Origin of the sequence: Halopseudomonas sp. MFKK-1, assembly GCF_027474385.1 — a bacterium.
Taxonomy (GTDB): Bacteria; Pseudomonadota; Gammaproteobacteria; order Pseudomonadales; family Pseudomonadaceae; genus Halopseudomonas; species Halopseudomonas aestusnigri.
This window is the reverse complement of record NZ_CP114836.1, coordinates 233,894-249,737: the sequence shown is the minus strand read 5'-3', so window position 1 is coordinate 249,737 and position 15,844 is coordinate 233,894. Positions and strand designations below refer to the sequence as shown.

12 protein-coding genes are annotated in these 15,844 nt (G+C 60.3%); 5 read left to right on the top strand and 7 right to left on the bottom strand.

The genetic code is table 11. The features are described from left to right. Positions 1-100: 100 nt before the first annotated feature. The 7 genes from O5O48_RS01130 to O5O48_RS01100 all read right to left on the bottom strand — a co-directional run bounded on the left by O5O48_RS01130 (position 101) and on the right by O5O48_RS01100 (position 7,651). Positions 101-622: a GspH/FimT family pseudopilin gene (locus tag O5O48_RS01130; RefSeq protein ID WP_269687917.1), complete on the bottom strand. Its 522-nt coding sequence runs from the start codon at positions 620-622 to the stop codon at positions 101-103. After that, positions 619-3,729 carry a pilus assembly protein gene (locus tag O5O48_RS01125; protein WP_269687916.1) on the bottom strand — a complete coding sequence of 1,037 codons (3,111 nt, stop codon included), beginning with the start codon at positions 3,727-3,729 and terminating at the stop codon, positions 619-621. The genes O5O48_RS01130 and O5O48_RS01125 overlap by 4 nt, the downstream gene beginning before the upstream one ends. 20 nt (positions 3,730-3,749) lie before the next feature. Beyond that, positions 3,750-4,232 (bottom strand): pilus assembly PilX family protein, encoded by a 483-nt coding sequence (locus O5O48_RS01120; protein ID WP_088277519.1) that lies wholly within the window; start codon positions 4,230-4,232, stop codon positions 3,750-3,752. An 11-nt stretch (positions 4,233-4,243) separates the two neighbouring features. After that, a complete protein-coding gene (locus O5O48_RS01115) occupies positions 4,244-5,371 on the bottom strand; it encodes a PilW family protein (protein ID WP_269687915.1) in 1,128 nt (375 codons plus the stop codon). 2 nt (positions 5,372-5,373) lie between these two features. Beyond that, positions 5,374-5,928: a type IV pilus modification PilV family protein gene (locus O5O48_RS01110; RefSeq protein WP_088277517.1), complete on the bottom strand. Its 555-nt coding sequence runs from the start codon at positions 5,926-5,928 to the stop codon at positions 5,374-5,376. Positions 5,929-5,933: 5 nt separating this feature from the next. Further along, the gene (locus O5O48_RS01105) at positions 5,934-6,320 is read right to left on the bottom strand and encodes a type IV pilin protein (RefSeq protein WP_088277515.1); all 387 of its coding nucleotides are present in this window, start codon (positions 6,318-6,320) and stop codon (positions 5,934-5,936) included. Positions 6,321-6,535: 215 nt separating this feature from the next. After that, entirely contained in the window at positions 6,536-7,651 is a 1,116-nt protein-coding gene (locus O5O48_RS01100) for a DUF2855 family protein (protein WP_269687914.1), read from the bottom strand. Positions 7,652-8,086: 435 nt separating this feature from the next. Between O5O48_RS01100 and O5O48_RS01095 the strand changes: the two genes are divergently transcribed. The 5 genes from O5O48_RS01095 (at position 8,087) to O5O48_RS01075 (ending at position 15,828) form a co-directional block, all read left to right on the top strand. Then, a complete protein-coding gene (locus O5O48_RS01095; protein ID WP_269687913.1) occupies positions 8,087-9,700 on the top strand; it encodes a wax ester/triacylglycerol synthase family O-acyltransferase in 1,614 nt (537 codons plus the stop codon). Positions 9,701-9,752: 52 nt separating this feature from the next. Beyond that, positions 9,753-11,210: a DUF3336 domain-containing protein gene (locus O5O48_RS01090; RefSeq protein ID WP_269687912.1), complete on the top strand. Its 1,458-nt coding sequence runs from the start codon at positions 9,753-9,755 to the stop codon at positions 11,208-11,210. Between the two features lie 316 nt (positions 11,211-11,526). Then, positions 11,527-12,363, top strand: a complete 837-nt coding sequence (locus O5O48_RS01085) for a uroporphyrinogen-III synthase (RefSeq protein ID WP_269687911.1) — start codon at positions 11,527-11,529, stop codon at positions 12,361-12,363. Positions 12,364-12,516: 153 nt separating this feature from the next. Next, positions 12,517-14,940 (top strand): Lon protease family protein, encoded by a 2,424-nt coding sequence (locus O5O48_RS01080; RefSeq protein WP_269687910.1) that lies wholly within the window; start codon positions 12,517-12,519, stop codon positions 14,938-14,940. 387 nt (positions 14,941-15,327) lie between these two features. Next, positions 15,328-15,828, top strand: coding sequence for a TIGR00645 family protein (locus tag O5O48_RS01075; RefSeq protein ID WP_233049105.1), 501 nt, complete (start codon positions 15,328-15,330; stop codon positions 15,826-15,828). Positions 15,829-15,844: the final 16 nt, after the last annotated feature.

Sequence of the window (15,844 nt, the reverse complement as noted above, 5' to 3'; positions counted from 1 at the left end):
GGAAGTCGTTGTTTTGTGTGGGTTGTTGGATTGTGTGCGGGGGGAAGGCTATGTGGTGTGGCGGCCACGACATGTCGTGGCCGTGCGGGGGATCAGGTAATCAGCTGCAGCTGCCGGTTTCCGTGCGGGTGACGGAGGGGCGGCCGGTGGCGGTGACTGAGACCACGCGCTCCTGGGAGCCGACGCTGGGGGTGGCGCGGCAGATGGTGAAGTCTGCTGCCGTTGAGCCGACGCCGCTCGGATCGAAGCTCAGCGTGGTTGCAGTCGTGTTGACCTTGAAGCCTTCAGGGACCGGACCTTCGCGGTGCACCACGGTGTTGTCGCTGGCGATCACGATCCAGCCGTCTTCCCAGTCGCCCGAGCAGCTGCTGTCATTATCCGAGGGGCATAGCTGGGTAGCCGCGTTGCGCTTGATCGCCTCGGAACGCGCCAGCATGACGGCCGCTGACAGATTATTGGCTGTGGCGCGCAGCTTGCTGTTCAGTGTGGTGTTGACGAACGAGGGCAGGGCGATGGTCAGCAATACCGCTGCGACGGTGATGGTAACCATCAGTTCGATCAGGGTGAACCCGCGGCTGCGCTGGGCAGCCGGGGTCGGGCGGTTGGCATTGAGCGCGCTCATTCTTCCAGGTTCCAGTAGATCCGGCTCTTGGGTACCGCGGTAGTGCCGGGGGTTTCCGGTTCCCGGCCCGCGAGCGGTGAGTCCGCATCGCCACCGATAATGAACGGCACGGTAGTACCATCATCCAGCTGGACCATGCCGGCGACCGGTGAGGGTGGCAGGCCGCCGCCCGGGATCTGGGCGCTACGGGTGTCGTTCGCGGCAGCTGCATTTTCATAGCTCACGTTATAGACGCGTGCGGTGCCCAGGTTGTTGGTGCATTCGCCAGGTTCTGCCGGTGTCGGCTGGTTGGTACTGAAGGTTGTGATGCCGAACACGGTGATGGCCGAGGTGACAACCTGCTCGCCTTCGTTCAGGTACAGATACCAGCCTTTGGTGCTGGCCAGTGCTTCGGCGCTGGGGTCTGCTTCTGATGCGATGGGCGTCAGCGAGTTGAGGCACAGCCGGTTGACGCCGCAGTTGGCGTTTTCCGATGTCAGCCAGGTGGACTCGGTCGGACGATCCTGAATCATGAAGAAGTAGTTGTCGACTTCTGATGCATCACCGAGTGGTTTTTCCCGGTCGCCGGAGCCCAGCAGCAGATAGTAGGTGTTGTTTTTCAGCACCACGTCCGGTGCGTACAGGAACTTGCGGTTCCGGTTGTTGCAGGTGCTGGTGGCGGTGTCGCAACCCAGTGAGGCGATCTGAGTCAGGACCCAGTTGGCCGGCAGGGTTTCGTTGATGGGCGCGCCATTCTGGCCGGAGAGGCGATAGACGTTGCCGCCCATGTCGGCAGTGTAGGCGTACATCAGCATGCCATTGCCGTTGGTGACCGGCGTAATGTCGGCTACCACGCCCCGTGTAGTTTCGAAGGACTTGAGCACTGCTCCTGTGTCGGCATCCATGACGTAGACCGCGTTGCCCTTGTTGCTGGCACTGCAGGTATGCGGGAAGGTGTCTTCACACGGATCATAGCCACCGCTGACCAGCAGCAGCGGCGACTGCCCGCTTTCATAGCCGGCAGCCTTGACGATGGTCGGTGCTGCCCAGGTCTGGCCAAGATCGCTCAGGCCGGTGTCACAGGTGCCGTTGAAGCAGCCTTTGCGCCACTTGAGTACTGGTGATTCCGGGTCAATCACATCAAAGGCGTAAATCGATTCGCCGCCTCGGCGCATGGATGCGAAGATCCAGGCGGTGCCGAGGGTGGGATCGGTGGGAGTATCTTTCGCCTGATAGGCGACGATAGGACCGTCGAAACCGTAGTTCTTGCGGTTGCCTTCCTCTTCGATCTGCAGCCCGGGGTAGTAGATTTGCTGGGTGTTGTCGCGCAGGCGCTTAATGTGCGGGTAGAACTCCCGGGGCAGGAATGCCCAGCGCTCCTCGCCGCCATTGCGGTCGCCGTCAACCGCCCGCAGCAAGCCGTCATTGGTGCCATAGAACACCGTGACGTCAGGCTGGGTGTCGGTGCCGAAGTTGATGGCTACCGGTCTGGAATGCACGACGTCTGCGTGCACGGACGGACGCATGGCGGTGAGGCTGCTGATAAAACTGTCCAGATCGTCTGGATCGCTGGCCCGGTTGTTGAGCCCGCGGATCCAGTCGAGAATCAGGTTGCGCTCGGTGTTGTTCGCTGCCCCCACCGCGGCAGCACTGAGCGAGGTTGAGGTCAGCGGTGTCAGGTCGTCGTCGGTGGTCGACGCGGTAATGTCCTCAACGTAGACGTTGCGATTTGCCGGATTGGTAGAACGTGTCTTGTAGCCCTGACCACCCTTTTCGACCATGTTGCCGTCGGGTGTATTGGAGGCTGCGCTTATCCCCGCAGTTTCGGCGGGCAGACATTGCTGGTCTTCGATATTGGTCCAGTATGTATCTGCGGTACTGGGCGTCCAGTAGCTGCGGGCACACTCGGCGATAAAGCCGGTGGAGCTGTTAATGGCGGAGGCGCCGGTGGCATCGAGAGTTTCCAGCTGGGTGCTGCCGGCCGGATAGCCCAGACGATACTGCTTGAGGTTGCCATCCCAGCGCGGCAGGGCGTTCTGGGCCGGACGGAACATCCCGACAAAGACCTGGTTCAGATAAGTGCCCTGGGTGTTGACGCTGACCGGCAAGCTTACCGAGGCGTATACGCTGTTAACCGATTGGATTTCGGACAGGGCGGTCTCGATCGCCTTTTTGATGTCGTCTGCTGCAGGTGCACCGCCATTATTACTCTGCACCTCAAAGCGCTTGCCGCCGCTGACGTCGGCCATGCTTTGCAGGACTGCACTCCAGGCAGGACCCTGACCCGTGCTAGCGGGGTTGATGTCGATGGTGTAGGTGGTGATATCGAGGGTGCTGTCGCTCATATAACGCACCCACTCGTCAATCGGGTTGTCCTGCAAGCCGGCAGGTGAGAGCGGGATGGTTCGGGTATCACTGCCCGGCTCCAGAGCCAAGCGGCGGTTGGACTCCTTGATCACCGAGTTATTGTCGGTGGAAGCGCCGTTACTGATATAGATGATGAAGTTGCGGGCGCAGGAGTTGGCGGCCAACGGGCTGTTGTATTTGGGGTCGGCCTTGAAGTTGTTCAGTGCGTTACCTGGCAGGGCGTACACGGCCCTGGATGCGGCGCTCAGGTTGCTGCGCGTGTTGCCGTTGTAGTCGGCCTTTTCCTTTTCGGTACCTGCGTAGGCGTTTTTGCCGGTGAAGTAATACCAGGCTTCTGCCATGACCAGGCTGCCGATAGCACCGTTACCCTTGTCGTTGGTCGGATCAAGGCTGTTGATCATCGCCGCGTACGTGGCGCTGTTGGTGCTGTTCATGGTGCGGATGGCCGCGCGCACATAGCCGCCGCTGACGTTGCTGTTCGGGTTGCCGGTTTCATTGAACATCATGATGCCGACCCGGAACTTGTCGGTCGGCAGCCCGGCAAAGGTGCTACTCAATGCCGCCTTGAGGTTGGTGAAGGGTTGTGGCGTGTTGCCATTGCCCCAGTTCGCGGTGTTGTCGACCACAAACAGGACGTTTGGCAGGTCGTCCGCTGCATCCGGCGGCACGCCGACGAACAGATCGATATCCTCTGCCTGGGTCGGCAGGCTGAGGCAGAGCAGGGCACTGATCAGCCACCCTTTCATTGCGCGCGTTTTCATGGCGATCTCCAGGCTCTTACTCAGGAGCAAAGGTTGGTTTTCTGCGCATCATTAAGGCGTACAAGAACGCCCTGGCGCATCGTCAGGTTGGTGCCGCTTGCTGCATCGTTGACCGTTGCCGTTATGTCCCAGAGGGTGTCCCAGGTCTTGTCAGACATGACTCCCAGGGTCACGCTGCTCTCCGAAGCTGACTCGGCGAGGGTGTAGCTCACGCACTGGGGTGTGGCGACGTTGACGGTGTAGTCGGCTGCGCCGTTGTTGTTCAGGTCGATATTGATATCCTGCGCTGTGGGCGCGGTGGTGAAGGCCGAGCTGATCACCAGCTCAATGGCGCTGTTGGCTGCCGCCATGGCCTCTTCACGCATCTGCATGTTGTTGACTGCTTTCAGGTTGGTGGTGCTCAGCGTAAAGGCGCTGCTGACCATAAGGGTAAGCAGAACGAGCATTACCATGGCCACCAGCAGGGTGGCGCCGCGTTGAGATGTTGAACCTATGCGTTTCATATGGTCGCTCCTCAGGGAGTCGGTTCTTCAGTCGGGGGATCGGTTTCGGTGCTGCTGCCGGCGAACGCGGCAGGTACCTCACGGCGCCCGGAAATATTGTGAAAGCGCACGTTGGTGCTGAACACGTGACGCTTGAAGTTGTCGTTGGCAGCATCGATGGTGAACGGCCCGAGCTGATAGCTCTTGGTGTCGGTATAGCCCGGGCTGGCCTGGGTGCTGCGCACCAGGACGTAGACGCTGGCGCTGGTTGCGTTGACCAGGTCGTCGATGGTGCAGCCGCTGGTGCAATCGTCGACGGTGTTGAGATAGCGGTCCGGCACGCCATCACCGCGCACGCCGGTGGTGTAGTTCACCGCCTCGCCGGTCTGGCTGTTGAAGTCATCGATACCCAGCTCCACGCGCAGTGATTCGATACCCTCGATCAGAGCCTGCGGGGTGGAGAATGTGGGTGTTCCGCCGTCATCCTCAAGCGTTGAGCGCATCAGGGTCGGTATGCCGCCCTCGTCCTTGATGTAGTAAATGTGCGAGACGAAGCGGCGCTTGCTGGCCAGCTCCGCGGGATTGCAGTCCCGCTTGAGCAGGTCAAAGGTGGCATCTCCGGTCTGGCCGAGGACATAGCGCGCGGTATCTGAGCCGCAACGCGAGACCTGGATATACAGCTCGCCAGCGGTATCGGCCTCGCAGCCTGCGCTGCCGGCCACGCAGGTATCGGCGTGGCGGGTAACGATCACGTCGGTATCGGCCAGCTTGTCGGTTATCACGCCGCCGCAGCCGGTTGGCACGTCGGGGAAAATTTGTATGGGCGTGGAGAGCAGGGCGTATTTGTAGGTGTCGGTGTCTTCCCAGTCACACACCGCTGCTGTGGCCGCAGGAGGGAGTCCGCCAGTGGCGGCCGGGTCGTCGTACTCGGGAATATAGCCATCCCAGAAACCGGCATGCATCAGATCCAGCTGCAGCAGCTGGATCGAGAAACGGCCGTTTTCTATCTGTTCGTTGGTCTTGGACAGCTCGTCGTTGGTCCGACCGATATCCAGGAACAGACGCAATACGGCGGCAAAAATCAACAGACTGATGGTGACCGCGACCATCAGTTCAATGAGGCTGAAACCCTTTTGGTTGGCGTTGTATTTGGCGGTCATGCTCACGGCTCCAGGTTACCGATGCGCACCAGGGTGGTCACGGTGCGACGACACAGGTCGTTAGCGCAGGCGGCGGTGTCGTTATAGGCGTTCTGACCGCAGCTGACGCTGGCAGGAGGCGCTTGCAGCGGGATGATGCCCTGCCAGGCGACGGTCACCATATAGGTGTCAGAGCCCAAGTCTTCGACACAGCCGCGCCCGCCAATCATGGCGCCGACTTCGCTGGTGCCGATGGTTTCGGCAGCGCCTCTGAGCGCCTGACACCAGGCGTTGATGTCCTGGCTGCTGCGTGTGCTGCCGGCTGCGGGGCAGGCGGCACCGGCGCCGACGGCGGTGGTGACATAGTCTGCGGCCGCGTTGCGGTTGGCCATGATGCGGTTGGACATGTCATTGAGCAGAATCAGCGCCTGCGCCCGCTGATAGGACTCTACTTCCGACTGCTGCAGACGCGATTGCAGGCCAGCGAGGCCGAGCAGGCCAACGAGCAGAATGACGACGGTGACCAGCAGTTCGATCATGGTCAGCCCGGATTGACGGTGGCGAATGACGAGCGGCATGGCTGTCACCACTTGTCAGCAGGGGTCTTGACCCCCTGGTGGTTGAGCGTCAGGGTGACATCGCTGGCTTGGGAGCCTTTGGGCGTAAATGTAATGGTGAAAGAAGGCACGTCGTCTGTACCGACAGTGATATCCCAGTCGTATTTGCTGGCCAGGTCGCTGTCGAGCGAGAAGCCTGAGGCGGTCACGGTTGCCTTGCTGGCGTAGGCCCGATTGGCCATCAGAAATTGCTGTTCGCGATTGGCGATGTCCATCATTACCGACTGCGCGGCCGCGCGGTCTGAGCGAATGATGTACTGGCGATAGCTGGGGTAGGCGATCGCTGCGAGGATGGCGACGATCACGACTGTGATCATGACCTCGATCAGCGTGAACCCTTTCACTGCCTTCATGGGCCTGCATGCTCCGTATAACGGGTACTGTTCGATTCCCGCCCCGCAGCCTTGCAGGGATGGTCACCACGTTGCATCTCCTGTCGACTTCTTCCTGAGATCAGAGATGCGAGCCGATCCATCAGAGGTAAGTATGGTTCGGCTAATGTGAAACCGCTAGCGATCTGATGCACATTTTCACCCAGGAGGGTGATAAAGAGGTGTCAGGCGGCACGCTACTTGCTAAGTGTTTTCATTATCATTCCTGTTTCCGGCCTGATCAGCCCATTAAGGGTATCGACATAGCCTTGTCGGATAGCCTCCCCACCTGCCGCTGTTCTGATTTCCATCCAGCTGCCAACCGATCGGGTCAGCGGCATCCACAGACTGGCAAACCGCTGCATTAGCTCGGCCGGGCCCAGTGCCTTGCTGCGCTGTGCCCAGTAACCGGGGGCAAAGAAGACTTCGGGCTTGGCGCCGGGCAGGTTCCTTTCCGTTTTGCGTTGATCCCAGTGCGCGGCTCCAACCAGCGAGCTGAATGTCAGGTTGTCACCCAGGTGGGTGTGTACATCGGCCAACAGCCCCCCGTTGCCGGCGAAGTCGACAAGCACGCTCGGGATTGATGCATCGAGCTGGTCGATTTGGTCGTAGGCGATGGTCTGATCGTAGTAGCCGAGCCCGGCGACAAAGCTCACGTTGCCCGCGGAGGTCAGGGCGACGATGCGTTGGGGCTTGTCGCCTCTGCTGGTGCGCTGGTGCTGAAGCATGAATGCCAGGCCCAGCGCGGTCTTGCTGGAGGCGCTGGTCAGGATGATCTGCTCGGCGCCGAAGCAGTCAGTTTCCTGCAGAAAATCATCCAGCAGGAATGAGGTCAGCAGCAACGGGCGCAGCAGCATCTGCAGCGCTTCCAGTTCCGGGCGATACGCCGGATCGGTGGCGGTGAACTGGTACTGGTTATAGGCCAGCGCCAGGTGACTGCGGTGCTCTGCCGTGTCGGTGAAGCTGCTGGCGGTGAGGTTGCCAGGGCGGACGCGCAGCTGTCCGGCCATCGGCAGGTATCCATAGACCCGCGTGCCAACTGCAATGTCCGGGTGGCGGCTGGCGCTGACATCGGCAAACCCCCACACCGGCACCTGGCCCCAGGGGGCTTCGGCCGGGAAGAAGTCCCAGTAGCCGAATCGGTCGCCCAGCGTTGCGTAGGTGATGTTGTTTGCTGTGAAGGCGAAGTGGTCAATGTCCAGCAGCACCTCGCCGTCCTGCAGGTCTTGCTCTTGCAGTCTGGGTACCTGCTGCAGCGTGCACTCGTGGATGTTGCCTTTGTTAACCAGCAGGCGGGTGCAAGTGGTGGTCATGGTCTGGTCCGTGGGCTGTGATGTCAGACCCTAGCTTGCCGCGATAGCGCTGCACGGTCAGCGTTCAATCATCGTTCAAATGCCGCCTGATAAGAGGGCACGATTGGGGTGCTCATCGATGTCCTGCACTGCAATGATCACTTTTACGTTTTGACTCGATATCCATTCTGATTTTTTTCGCTTTTCAACGGAATGCGTCTGGCATGCGGGTCACAAGAATAAGGGTGTTTGGCGTCCTAGAAACGGTCGTATTTTTCTGTGACTTATTGGTCACAAAATTGCATTATCCTGTTTTGGATCAACTAAAAGCGTTCGCTGTTTGTTTATAAAGGTGGTGCGTTTTTCTATTTTGATTCGTTTTGTTGGTATCCGTGTTCAAAGCCTGATCTGTGTAGTACGTGGCGCATACACCCAATCGGTATGAGGATCTCTACCATGAAGCAGCTGACCCCGATGGACTCCCATTTTTTCTATTTTGAGGCGCCCAACCAACCCATGATGATTGGGAGCCTGTGGCTGTGCGATCAGAGCACTGCCCCTGGTGGCCTGGTACGTCACAAGGACATCCTGCAATACGTTTCCGATCGTTTGAACACGACCTCGTACTTTCGTCGCCGACTTGAGAAGGCGCCCTTTCAGCTTGATGACCCGTATTGGCTGGATGACGAGAATTTCGATCTGGAGTATCACGTGCGCCATGTTGGCCTGCCGCAGCCGGGTGACTGGCGGCAACTCTGCATCTTCACCGCGCGGACCATGTCGCGCAGCGTAGATATGGAGCGTGCGCCCTGGGAGATCTACATCATTGAAGGGGTCAACAACGTGGAGGGCGTTCCGCCGAACAGCTTTGCGGTGCTGATTCGGTTCCATCACGCCTATGTGGATGGCAAGGCCAGCCTTGAACTGACCACCGCAATGATGGAAGAAACCGCAGACCACGAGTATGGCCGGCGTGACCGGGTTGAAGTGGCCGAGCGGGCGCCGACCCGGCTGGAAATGTGGTCGCGCACGACGCCGCGGATGATGGGGCAGGCATGGCGCAGCATGCGCGCCGGGCTGACCGCCGGACGCAAGAGTATCGAGCTGGCTCGCCGCTTGCGCTCCGAGGCCAAGCCGGAACAGCGTCGGGTACCGCGTACCATCTTCAACGTACAGATATCACCCCACCGCTCCTACGGTGCGCTGACCTGGAATATTCCCGAGCTCAAACGCATGCGGCAGTTGTGCCCGGGCGCCACGCTGAATGATGTGGTTATCTCCATCATCGCCGGGGGCATGCGTCGTTATCTCTCGCATCACAACCAGTTGCCCGCCAGCGAATCGCTGGTGGCCATGTGTCCGGTTTCGGTCCGGCCAAGTGAGGCGATGAAGGATTGCGGCAACCTGATTTCGGCGATGTTCATCGGCATCGGAACCGACATCGGTGAGCCCCTTGAGCGTTTGTCTGCGGTGCGCCGACGCACAGCGCGCGGGGTGCCGCTGGCGCGCGACGTGCTGTGCGACCTCAATAACGCCGTCGGCGACATGATGCCGCCCTATGTACGCGCCCTGGGTGCCTGGCTGCAGAACAAGTCGCGGCTGGCAAGTACGGTGCCGCTGGTCAATACCCTGATCACCAACGTGCCCGGGATTCCCGGTCTGGTGCCGCGCTATTTTGCCGGTGCGCGCATCGTCAACGTGTTTCCGCTGGCACCGGTCAGCGACGGAATGGGCATCAGTCACTGCCTGACCGGTATCTACGATGATCTTAATGTCGGGGTTCTGGCAGACCGCAATATCGTCTCGGATATGGATTTCTACATGAACTGCATCCAGGCGTCGACAGAGGAATACCGCGCGTTGCTGGCCGAGCTGGAAAAAACCACAGCGGCCTCCATGCCCGCGCGGGTCGAAGCGCCGAAACCGGCAACCAATGAACAGGCGGATGCCGAGCCGGATTCGGAGAAAAAACCCAAGCTGGCTGCGGCAGGCCGGGCGAAGCCTGTTGCCAAAGCGTCCGAGTCGACTGTCTCCGAAACGAAGGGCGCCAAGTCGGCGGGCGCAGCCTGACGCTGCAAGGTAACTATTGGTGAGGCGCCTGCGGGCGCCATGGGAGTGGAATATGGTGGTCAATCTCTTTCAGCGTGGCAGGGGCAAGGCGCTGCTGCAGTCGATGGAAAAGGCAGAAAGCTATGAGCAATGGAGTGAGCTGGCTGCTGCCTGGGATCACGAGGAGGGGCTGGACGACTGGAAGCAGGATGACGCGTGCGAGAGCTATGACTACCGTTCGATTCGTCAGCGCCTGGATGTTCTTCGCGATCTGCGTTTTCGCAAGGATTACCACCAATTGCTGTTTGTGCTTAACGAGGGCGTTCATGGCAACCTCGGCGGCATGGGCAAGCCGTCGCTGTATAACAAGGCCCGGCTTGGGACCAAGAACCTCATTACCCGCTACATTGACGAACTGTGTGGCGCGCTTAACGACCTGAACGAGGTGGATGACAAGATCATCTCGTTGGCTGAAAAGCAGGATTTCTTCCTGCGTGCCAGTCACTGTAACGGGCGGACCGCGCTGATGCTGAGTGGCGGCGCCGTACTTGGCTTCTTTCACGCCGGTGTGCTCAAGGCGCTGTTCGATCAGGGGCTGTTGCCCGAAATCATCTCCGGCAGCAGCGCCGGGTCCATCCTTGCCGCCACCGCCTGTACCCACGTTGATGAGGAGCTGCGCGAGCGGCTGAGCCTCGACAACCTGCATCATGAAGTCGAGGAGACCAGCGCGATCCGGCCGTCTCTCAGCCTGTTTGGTGGCGGTCGGGCGATGGATGCCGACAACCTGCGCGACTACCTGGCCAAGATCATCCCGGACCTGACCTTTCAGGAAGCGTTTGAGCTGACCGGTCGCAAGCTCAATATCACTGTTACCGGGTTGTCGACCCAGCAGGCCCCGCGTCTGCTTAACGCCATTACCTCGCCCAACGTGCTGATTCGCTCTGCGGTTACAGCCTCATGTGCGATCTACGGCATCTACCCGCCGGTAACGCTGATGTGCCGCAACGCAGCGGGCGAGACGGTTCCCTACCTGCCGGGTATGAAATGGATCGATGGCTCCTTTGCCGATGATCTGCCGGCCAAGCGTCTGGCACGCCTTTACGGCGTCAATCATTTCATCTCCAGCATGACCAACCCGGCGGCGCTTGCCATCACGCCCGACCCGGATGCGCCGCGCAACCGGCTGCGCAATCTGGCTCATTTTCAGGCGCGCTTTCTGAAAATCGGTGCCGCCGAGGCCATGCGCTTCAGCCGCGATAACATCCGAATCAAGTCGCCGGTGCTCAGTCTGATGCAGCATCTGACCTACGGCGTGCTGGCACAGGAATATACTGCCGACATCAATATCTTCCTGCGCAATCGCTGGGATCACCCGCTGCGGCTGCTGGCACCACCAAGCCGCGAAGCGATGCATCGCCTGATCCATGAAGGCGAGCGTTCCACCTGGGAGAAAATCGAAATGGTCCGCAACTGCACCGCCGTCAGCCGGACGCTGGATGCCATCCTGCACACACGCGGTTGGGAAAAATAGGGTTACATCACGCTGTGGCTGAGGGGGCGGCTGGTGTTGGCTTGAGCCGCCTTGGCGGAGACGCCGTTGGCTTACTCCGCCCTACAGTACAGCGTCAGCCCGTAGGGCGGAGTAAGCGCAGCGTCTCCGCCGTGGTGCCCGTACTTGGCGTTGCTCACGGGCGATTGCCCTGTGCGCCGGTTTAACTGCCTTTGCCTTGCGTCGGAGCTGCAACATGCTTCGACCACATGCCGGTGGGATTTTGGTGTGAGCCGACCGCTTTTCATTCGTTGGTTGGCTGCGCACAATGTGGGCCTTGCACCGTTCGGAATCCGAAATGCCCATGACTATCGAAGACAAGCCGCTGGCCGGCCGCCGTATTGCTGTACCCGAGAGCAGGGAGCTCGACCTGTTCGCTGACATGCTGATCAAGCGCGGCGCTGATGTGCTGCGTTGTCCGCTGGTATCGATCCACGACGCGCCTGACCCGCAGCCGGTGCTGGCCTGGATGCGTGAGCTGATTGAGCAGCCCTTTGATCAGGTGATTCTGCTGACTGGTGAGGGCTTGCGGCGCATGCTGGCGCTGGCTGAGCGTCAGGGCGACGGGTTGCGTGACGCCTTTGTTGCAGCGCTGGGGCCGATCCCCAAGCTCACCCGTGGGCCGAAGCCGGGTGCGGCGTTGCGCAAGGTGGGGCTCAGGCCGGATCGCGTTGCGGTGGCGCCGACCACCGAGGGCGTTATCGAGACGCTCAAGGGCGAAAACCTGCAGGGCGTGCGTATCGGTGTGCAGTTGTACGGCACGGACCCCAATACGCGCCTGGTCGATTTTCTGACCGGCGCGGGCGCCCGGGTTAAAACCGTTGCGCCCTATATCTATGCCGACGACGTTGAAGACGCGCAGGTGGATCGACTGATCGACGCGCTGCTGGCTATCGAAGTGGACGCCATCGCCTTCACCAGCGCAACCCAGGTGCGCCGATTGCTGCAAATTGCCAAGCGTCGTGATGACGGCGAGGCAATGCTGCTATCGGCACTGGCACGGATCAAGGTGGCGGCAGTGGGGCCGGTGGTTGCCGATGAGCTGCGAGAACGGGGCATCAATGTGGACCTGATGCCAGAGAGTAGCTTTTTTATGAAGCCGCTGGTGCGCGAGCTGGTGAAGGTGTTGGGCTGACCGCTTCAGGGCCGGGCTGGTGGCGGCATCCGACATTGATTGGCTTCCCTTTGCAGGATGCGCCGCGCTGAACGGGCTGCTGGCACTTGTCAGCCGGTGCCCGCGCGGCAACAATGCAGGCTTGTCTGAACCCCGCGAGCCCAAGGAAGCTGGATGACCAACGAATCCACCGCGCTACGACTTTCCCCGGACCAACTTACCGCCCCCATCGATCTGGACAGCCTCGGCTTCACGACCACCGACGATCTGGAACCTTTCCGTGGCATTCTCGGCCAGGAGCGGGCAGTCGAGGCCCTGCAGTTCGGTGTGGCCATGCACCGGCCGGGCTACAACGTGTTTGTCATGGGTGACCCGGGAACCGGCCGTTTTTCCTATGTGCAGCGCTATCTGCGCGCGGAGGCCAAGCGCCAGGTCACCCCGCAGGACTTTGTCTACGTCAACAACTTCGATGAGCCTCGCGAACCCTGGGTGATCAGCCTGGCACCCGGTTCTGCCGGCGAGCTGATCGAGGTGATCGACCGTTTTATCGACAATCTGCTGGCAACCTTCCCCGCGGTGTTTGAGCACCCGGCCTATCAGCAGAAGAAAAGCGCCATTGATCGGGCCTTCAACCAGCGCTACGACCGGGCGATTGATTCGGTAGAACGCCGCGCGTTGGAAAAAAGCATCGCGCTGTACCGTGACTCGCAAAATATTGCCTTTACGCCGATGAAAGAGGGCAAGGCGCTGGATGAGGCCGACTTTGCCCAGTTGCCGGAGGAGGAGCGCGAGCGCTTCCACAGCGATATTTCCGAGCTTGAGGAAGTGCTGAACGAAGAGCTCGCCAGCCTGCCGCAGTGGAAGCGCGAGTCGAGCAATCAGCTGCGCGAGCTCAACGAGCAGACCATCACCGAAGCCCTGCAGCCCCTGCTTGAGCCACTGCTGGAGCGCTACAGCGGCAATCAGGCGGTCTGTGATTACCTGCAGGCGATGCGCCAGAACCTGCTCAAGACGGTAATCGATCAACTGGTCGAGGAGCGAGCCCTGGAGGCACGGCCGGACGCCTACAAGCGGCAGTTGCTGGTCGAACAGTACAGCCCCAGCCTGATCGTTGGTCATCACACCAGTGGTGGCGCGCCGGTCGTACACGAGCCGCATCCGTCCTACGACAATCTGTTCGGGCGCATTGAGTACTCACCCGAGCAGGGCGCGCTGGTAACCAGTTATCGGCATATCCGCTCCGGCGCATTGCATCGGGCAAACGGCGGTTTTCTGCTGCTGGAAGCCGAGAAGCTGCTGGGCGAGCCCTTTGTCTGGGACGCCCTCAAGCGTGCCCTGCATTCGCGCGAGCTGAAGATGGAGTCGCCCTGGGCCGATATGGGCCGACTGGCGACGGTAACCCTGACCCCCCAGGTGATTCCGCTGGATGTGAAGGTGGTGATCATCGGCTCGCGCCAGGTGTATTACGCGCTGCAGGATCTGGATCCGGACTTTCAGGAAATGTTTCGCGTGCTGGTGGATTTCGATGAGGATCTGCCGCGCACGCCGGACAGTATCGAAGGCATGGCCCAGTTGCTGAAAACCCGTACCTCGGAGGAGGGGCTGGCCCCGCTTACCGCGGCGGCGGTTGCCCGGGTGCTGACCTACAGCACCCGGCTGGCCGAGCACCAGAAGCGGCTCTCGGCGCGCATCAGCGATATTTTTCAGCTGGTGGCCGAGGCCGACTTTACCCGCCAGCTGGCGGGTGACCCGATCACCGATACCGCGCACATCGAACGTGCCCTGCGCGCCAAGGAAACCCGTACCGGACGGGTCAGCGCGCGCATTCATGAAGACATGCTGTCGGGCGTCATTCTGATCGACACCGATGGCGCTGCGGTCGGCAAGTGCAACGGGCTGACCGTACTTGAGGTGGGTGATTCGGTATTCGGTTTGCCCGCGCGTATCAGTGCCACGGTCTACCCGGGCGGCAGCGGAATTGTCGATATCGAGCGTGAGGTGAACCTCGGGCAGCCGATTCACTCCAAGGGCGTGATGATTCTGACCGGTTTTCTCGGCAGCCGTTATGCCCAGAAGCATCCGCTGGAAATCTCCGCGAGCATCGCGCTGGAGCAGTCCTATGGCTATGTCGATGGCGACAGTGCGTCGCTCGGTGAGGTCTGCACCCTGATATCGGCGCTCTCGCGCACGCCTCTGAAGCAGTGCTTTGCCATTACCGGCTCGATCAACCAGTTCGGCGAGGTGCAGGCGGTCGGCGGGTTGAACGAGAAGATAGAAGGCTTTTTCCGCCTGTGTCAGGCCCGTGGCCTGACCGGTGAGCAGGGCGTTATCATTCCGCGCTCGAACGTACCCAACCTCATGCTGGATGAAGAAGTCCTGCAGGCTGTGCGTAACGGCCAGTTCTCGGTTTACGGCGTGTCCTGTGTGGACGAGGCGCTGGCACTGCTGGCCGGAGAGCCGGCGGGCGAATTGAACGAGCAAGGGGATTTCGCCGAGGGCAGTATCAATGCCAGGGTGGTTGCCCGCTTGGCCGAGATTGCCGAGCGCGACCGTGAAGAGGAAGAGTCAGACCCGGAGGAGGGTGACGGCGACAAGTAACCGGTTTTTATTCGCCGTGCCCGCGAGCTTGAGCGGTGGGCCGCAACGGGTTCTGTCTACAGGGTTATCCACAGGCTTTGCTGCGACAGGTTGTCACTGATTGCCAACGGATACCCGAATGAGGTCTTGACGCCGGCAGGGCAATCTGCTCCCTGCTGGCCTTTCGATGCCGCTGAAAGGTGCGCACTGCCTGCTTTTCAGCACATCAACGGTTCACCGCGTCAAGGATGGTTCAACTGAACAAAATGTGTGCGAGTCGCGCCAGCGCCCGTGCTGACAGGGTCGCAGTGAGTTATCAGTTCACTGCTCACAGAGTTATCCACAGTTACTGTGAACAACCATCGCGCCCCAAAATCGAACATACTGAAATCGAGGTTAATGCAGTCAATGGAACGCCTTCTGGAAAACCTGATGTACTCGGCGCGCTGGATTCTTGCGCCTATCTATCTGGGCCTGTCTCTGGCGCTTGCGGCGTTGGCGGTCAAGTTCTTTCAGGAACTGTTTCATCTGTTGCCTCACCTGCTCGAAACCGCCGAAGCCGATCTCATTCTGGTTGTGCTCTCGCTGGTGGATATGGCACTGGTGGGTGGCCTGCTGGTCATGGTGATGATTTCCGGCTACGAGAATTTCGTCTCCCAGCTGGACATCGACGACGGCAAGGAGAAGCTCAGCTGGCTTGGCAAGATGGACTCCGGCTCGCTGAAGATGAAGGTTGCGGCATCGATTGTCGCGATTTCATCGATTCACCTGCTCAAGGTGTTCATGAATGCGCAGAATATCCCCAATGACAAGCTGATGTGGTACGTGATCATCCACCTCACCTTTGTGGTGTCCTCCTTTGGCATGGGCCTGCTGGATCGCATGGGGCGCGACGGTAAGGCGATTTAATGTTGTACTTCTGGTA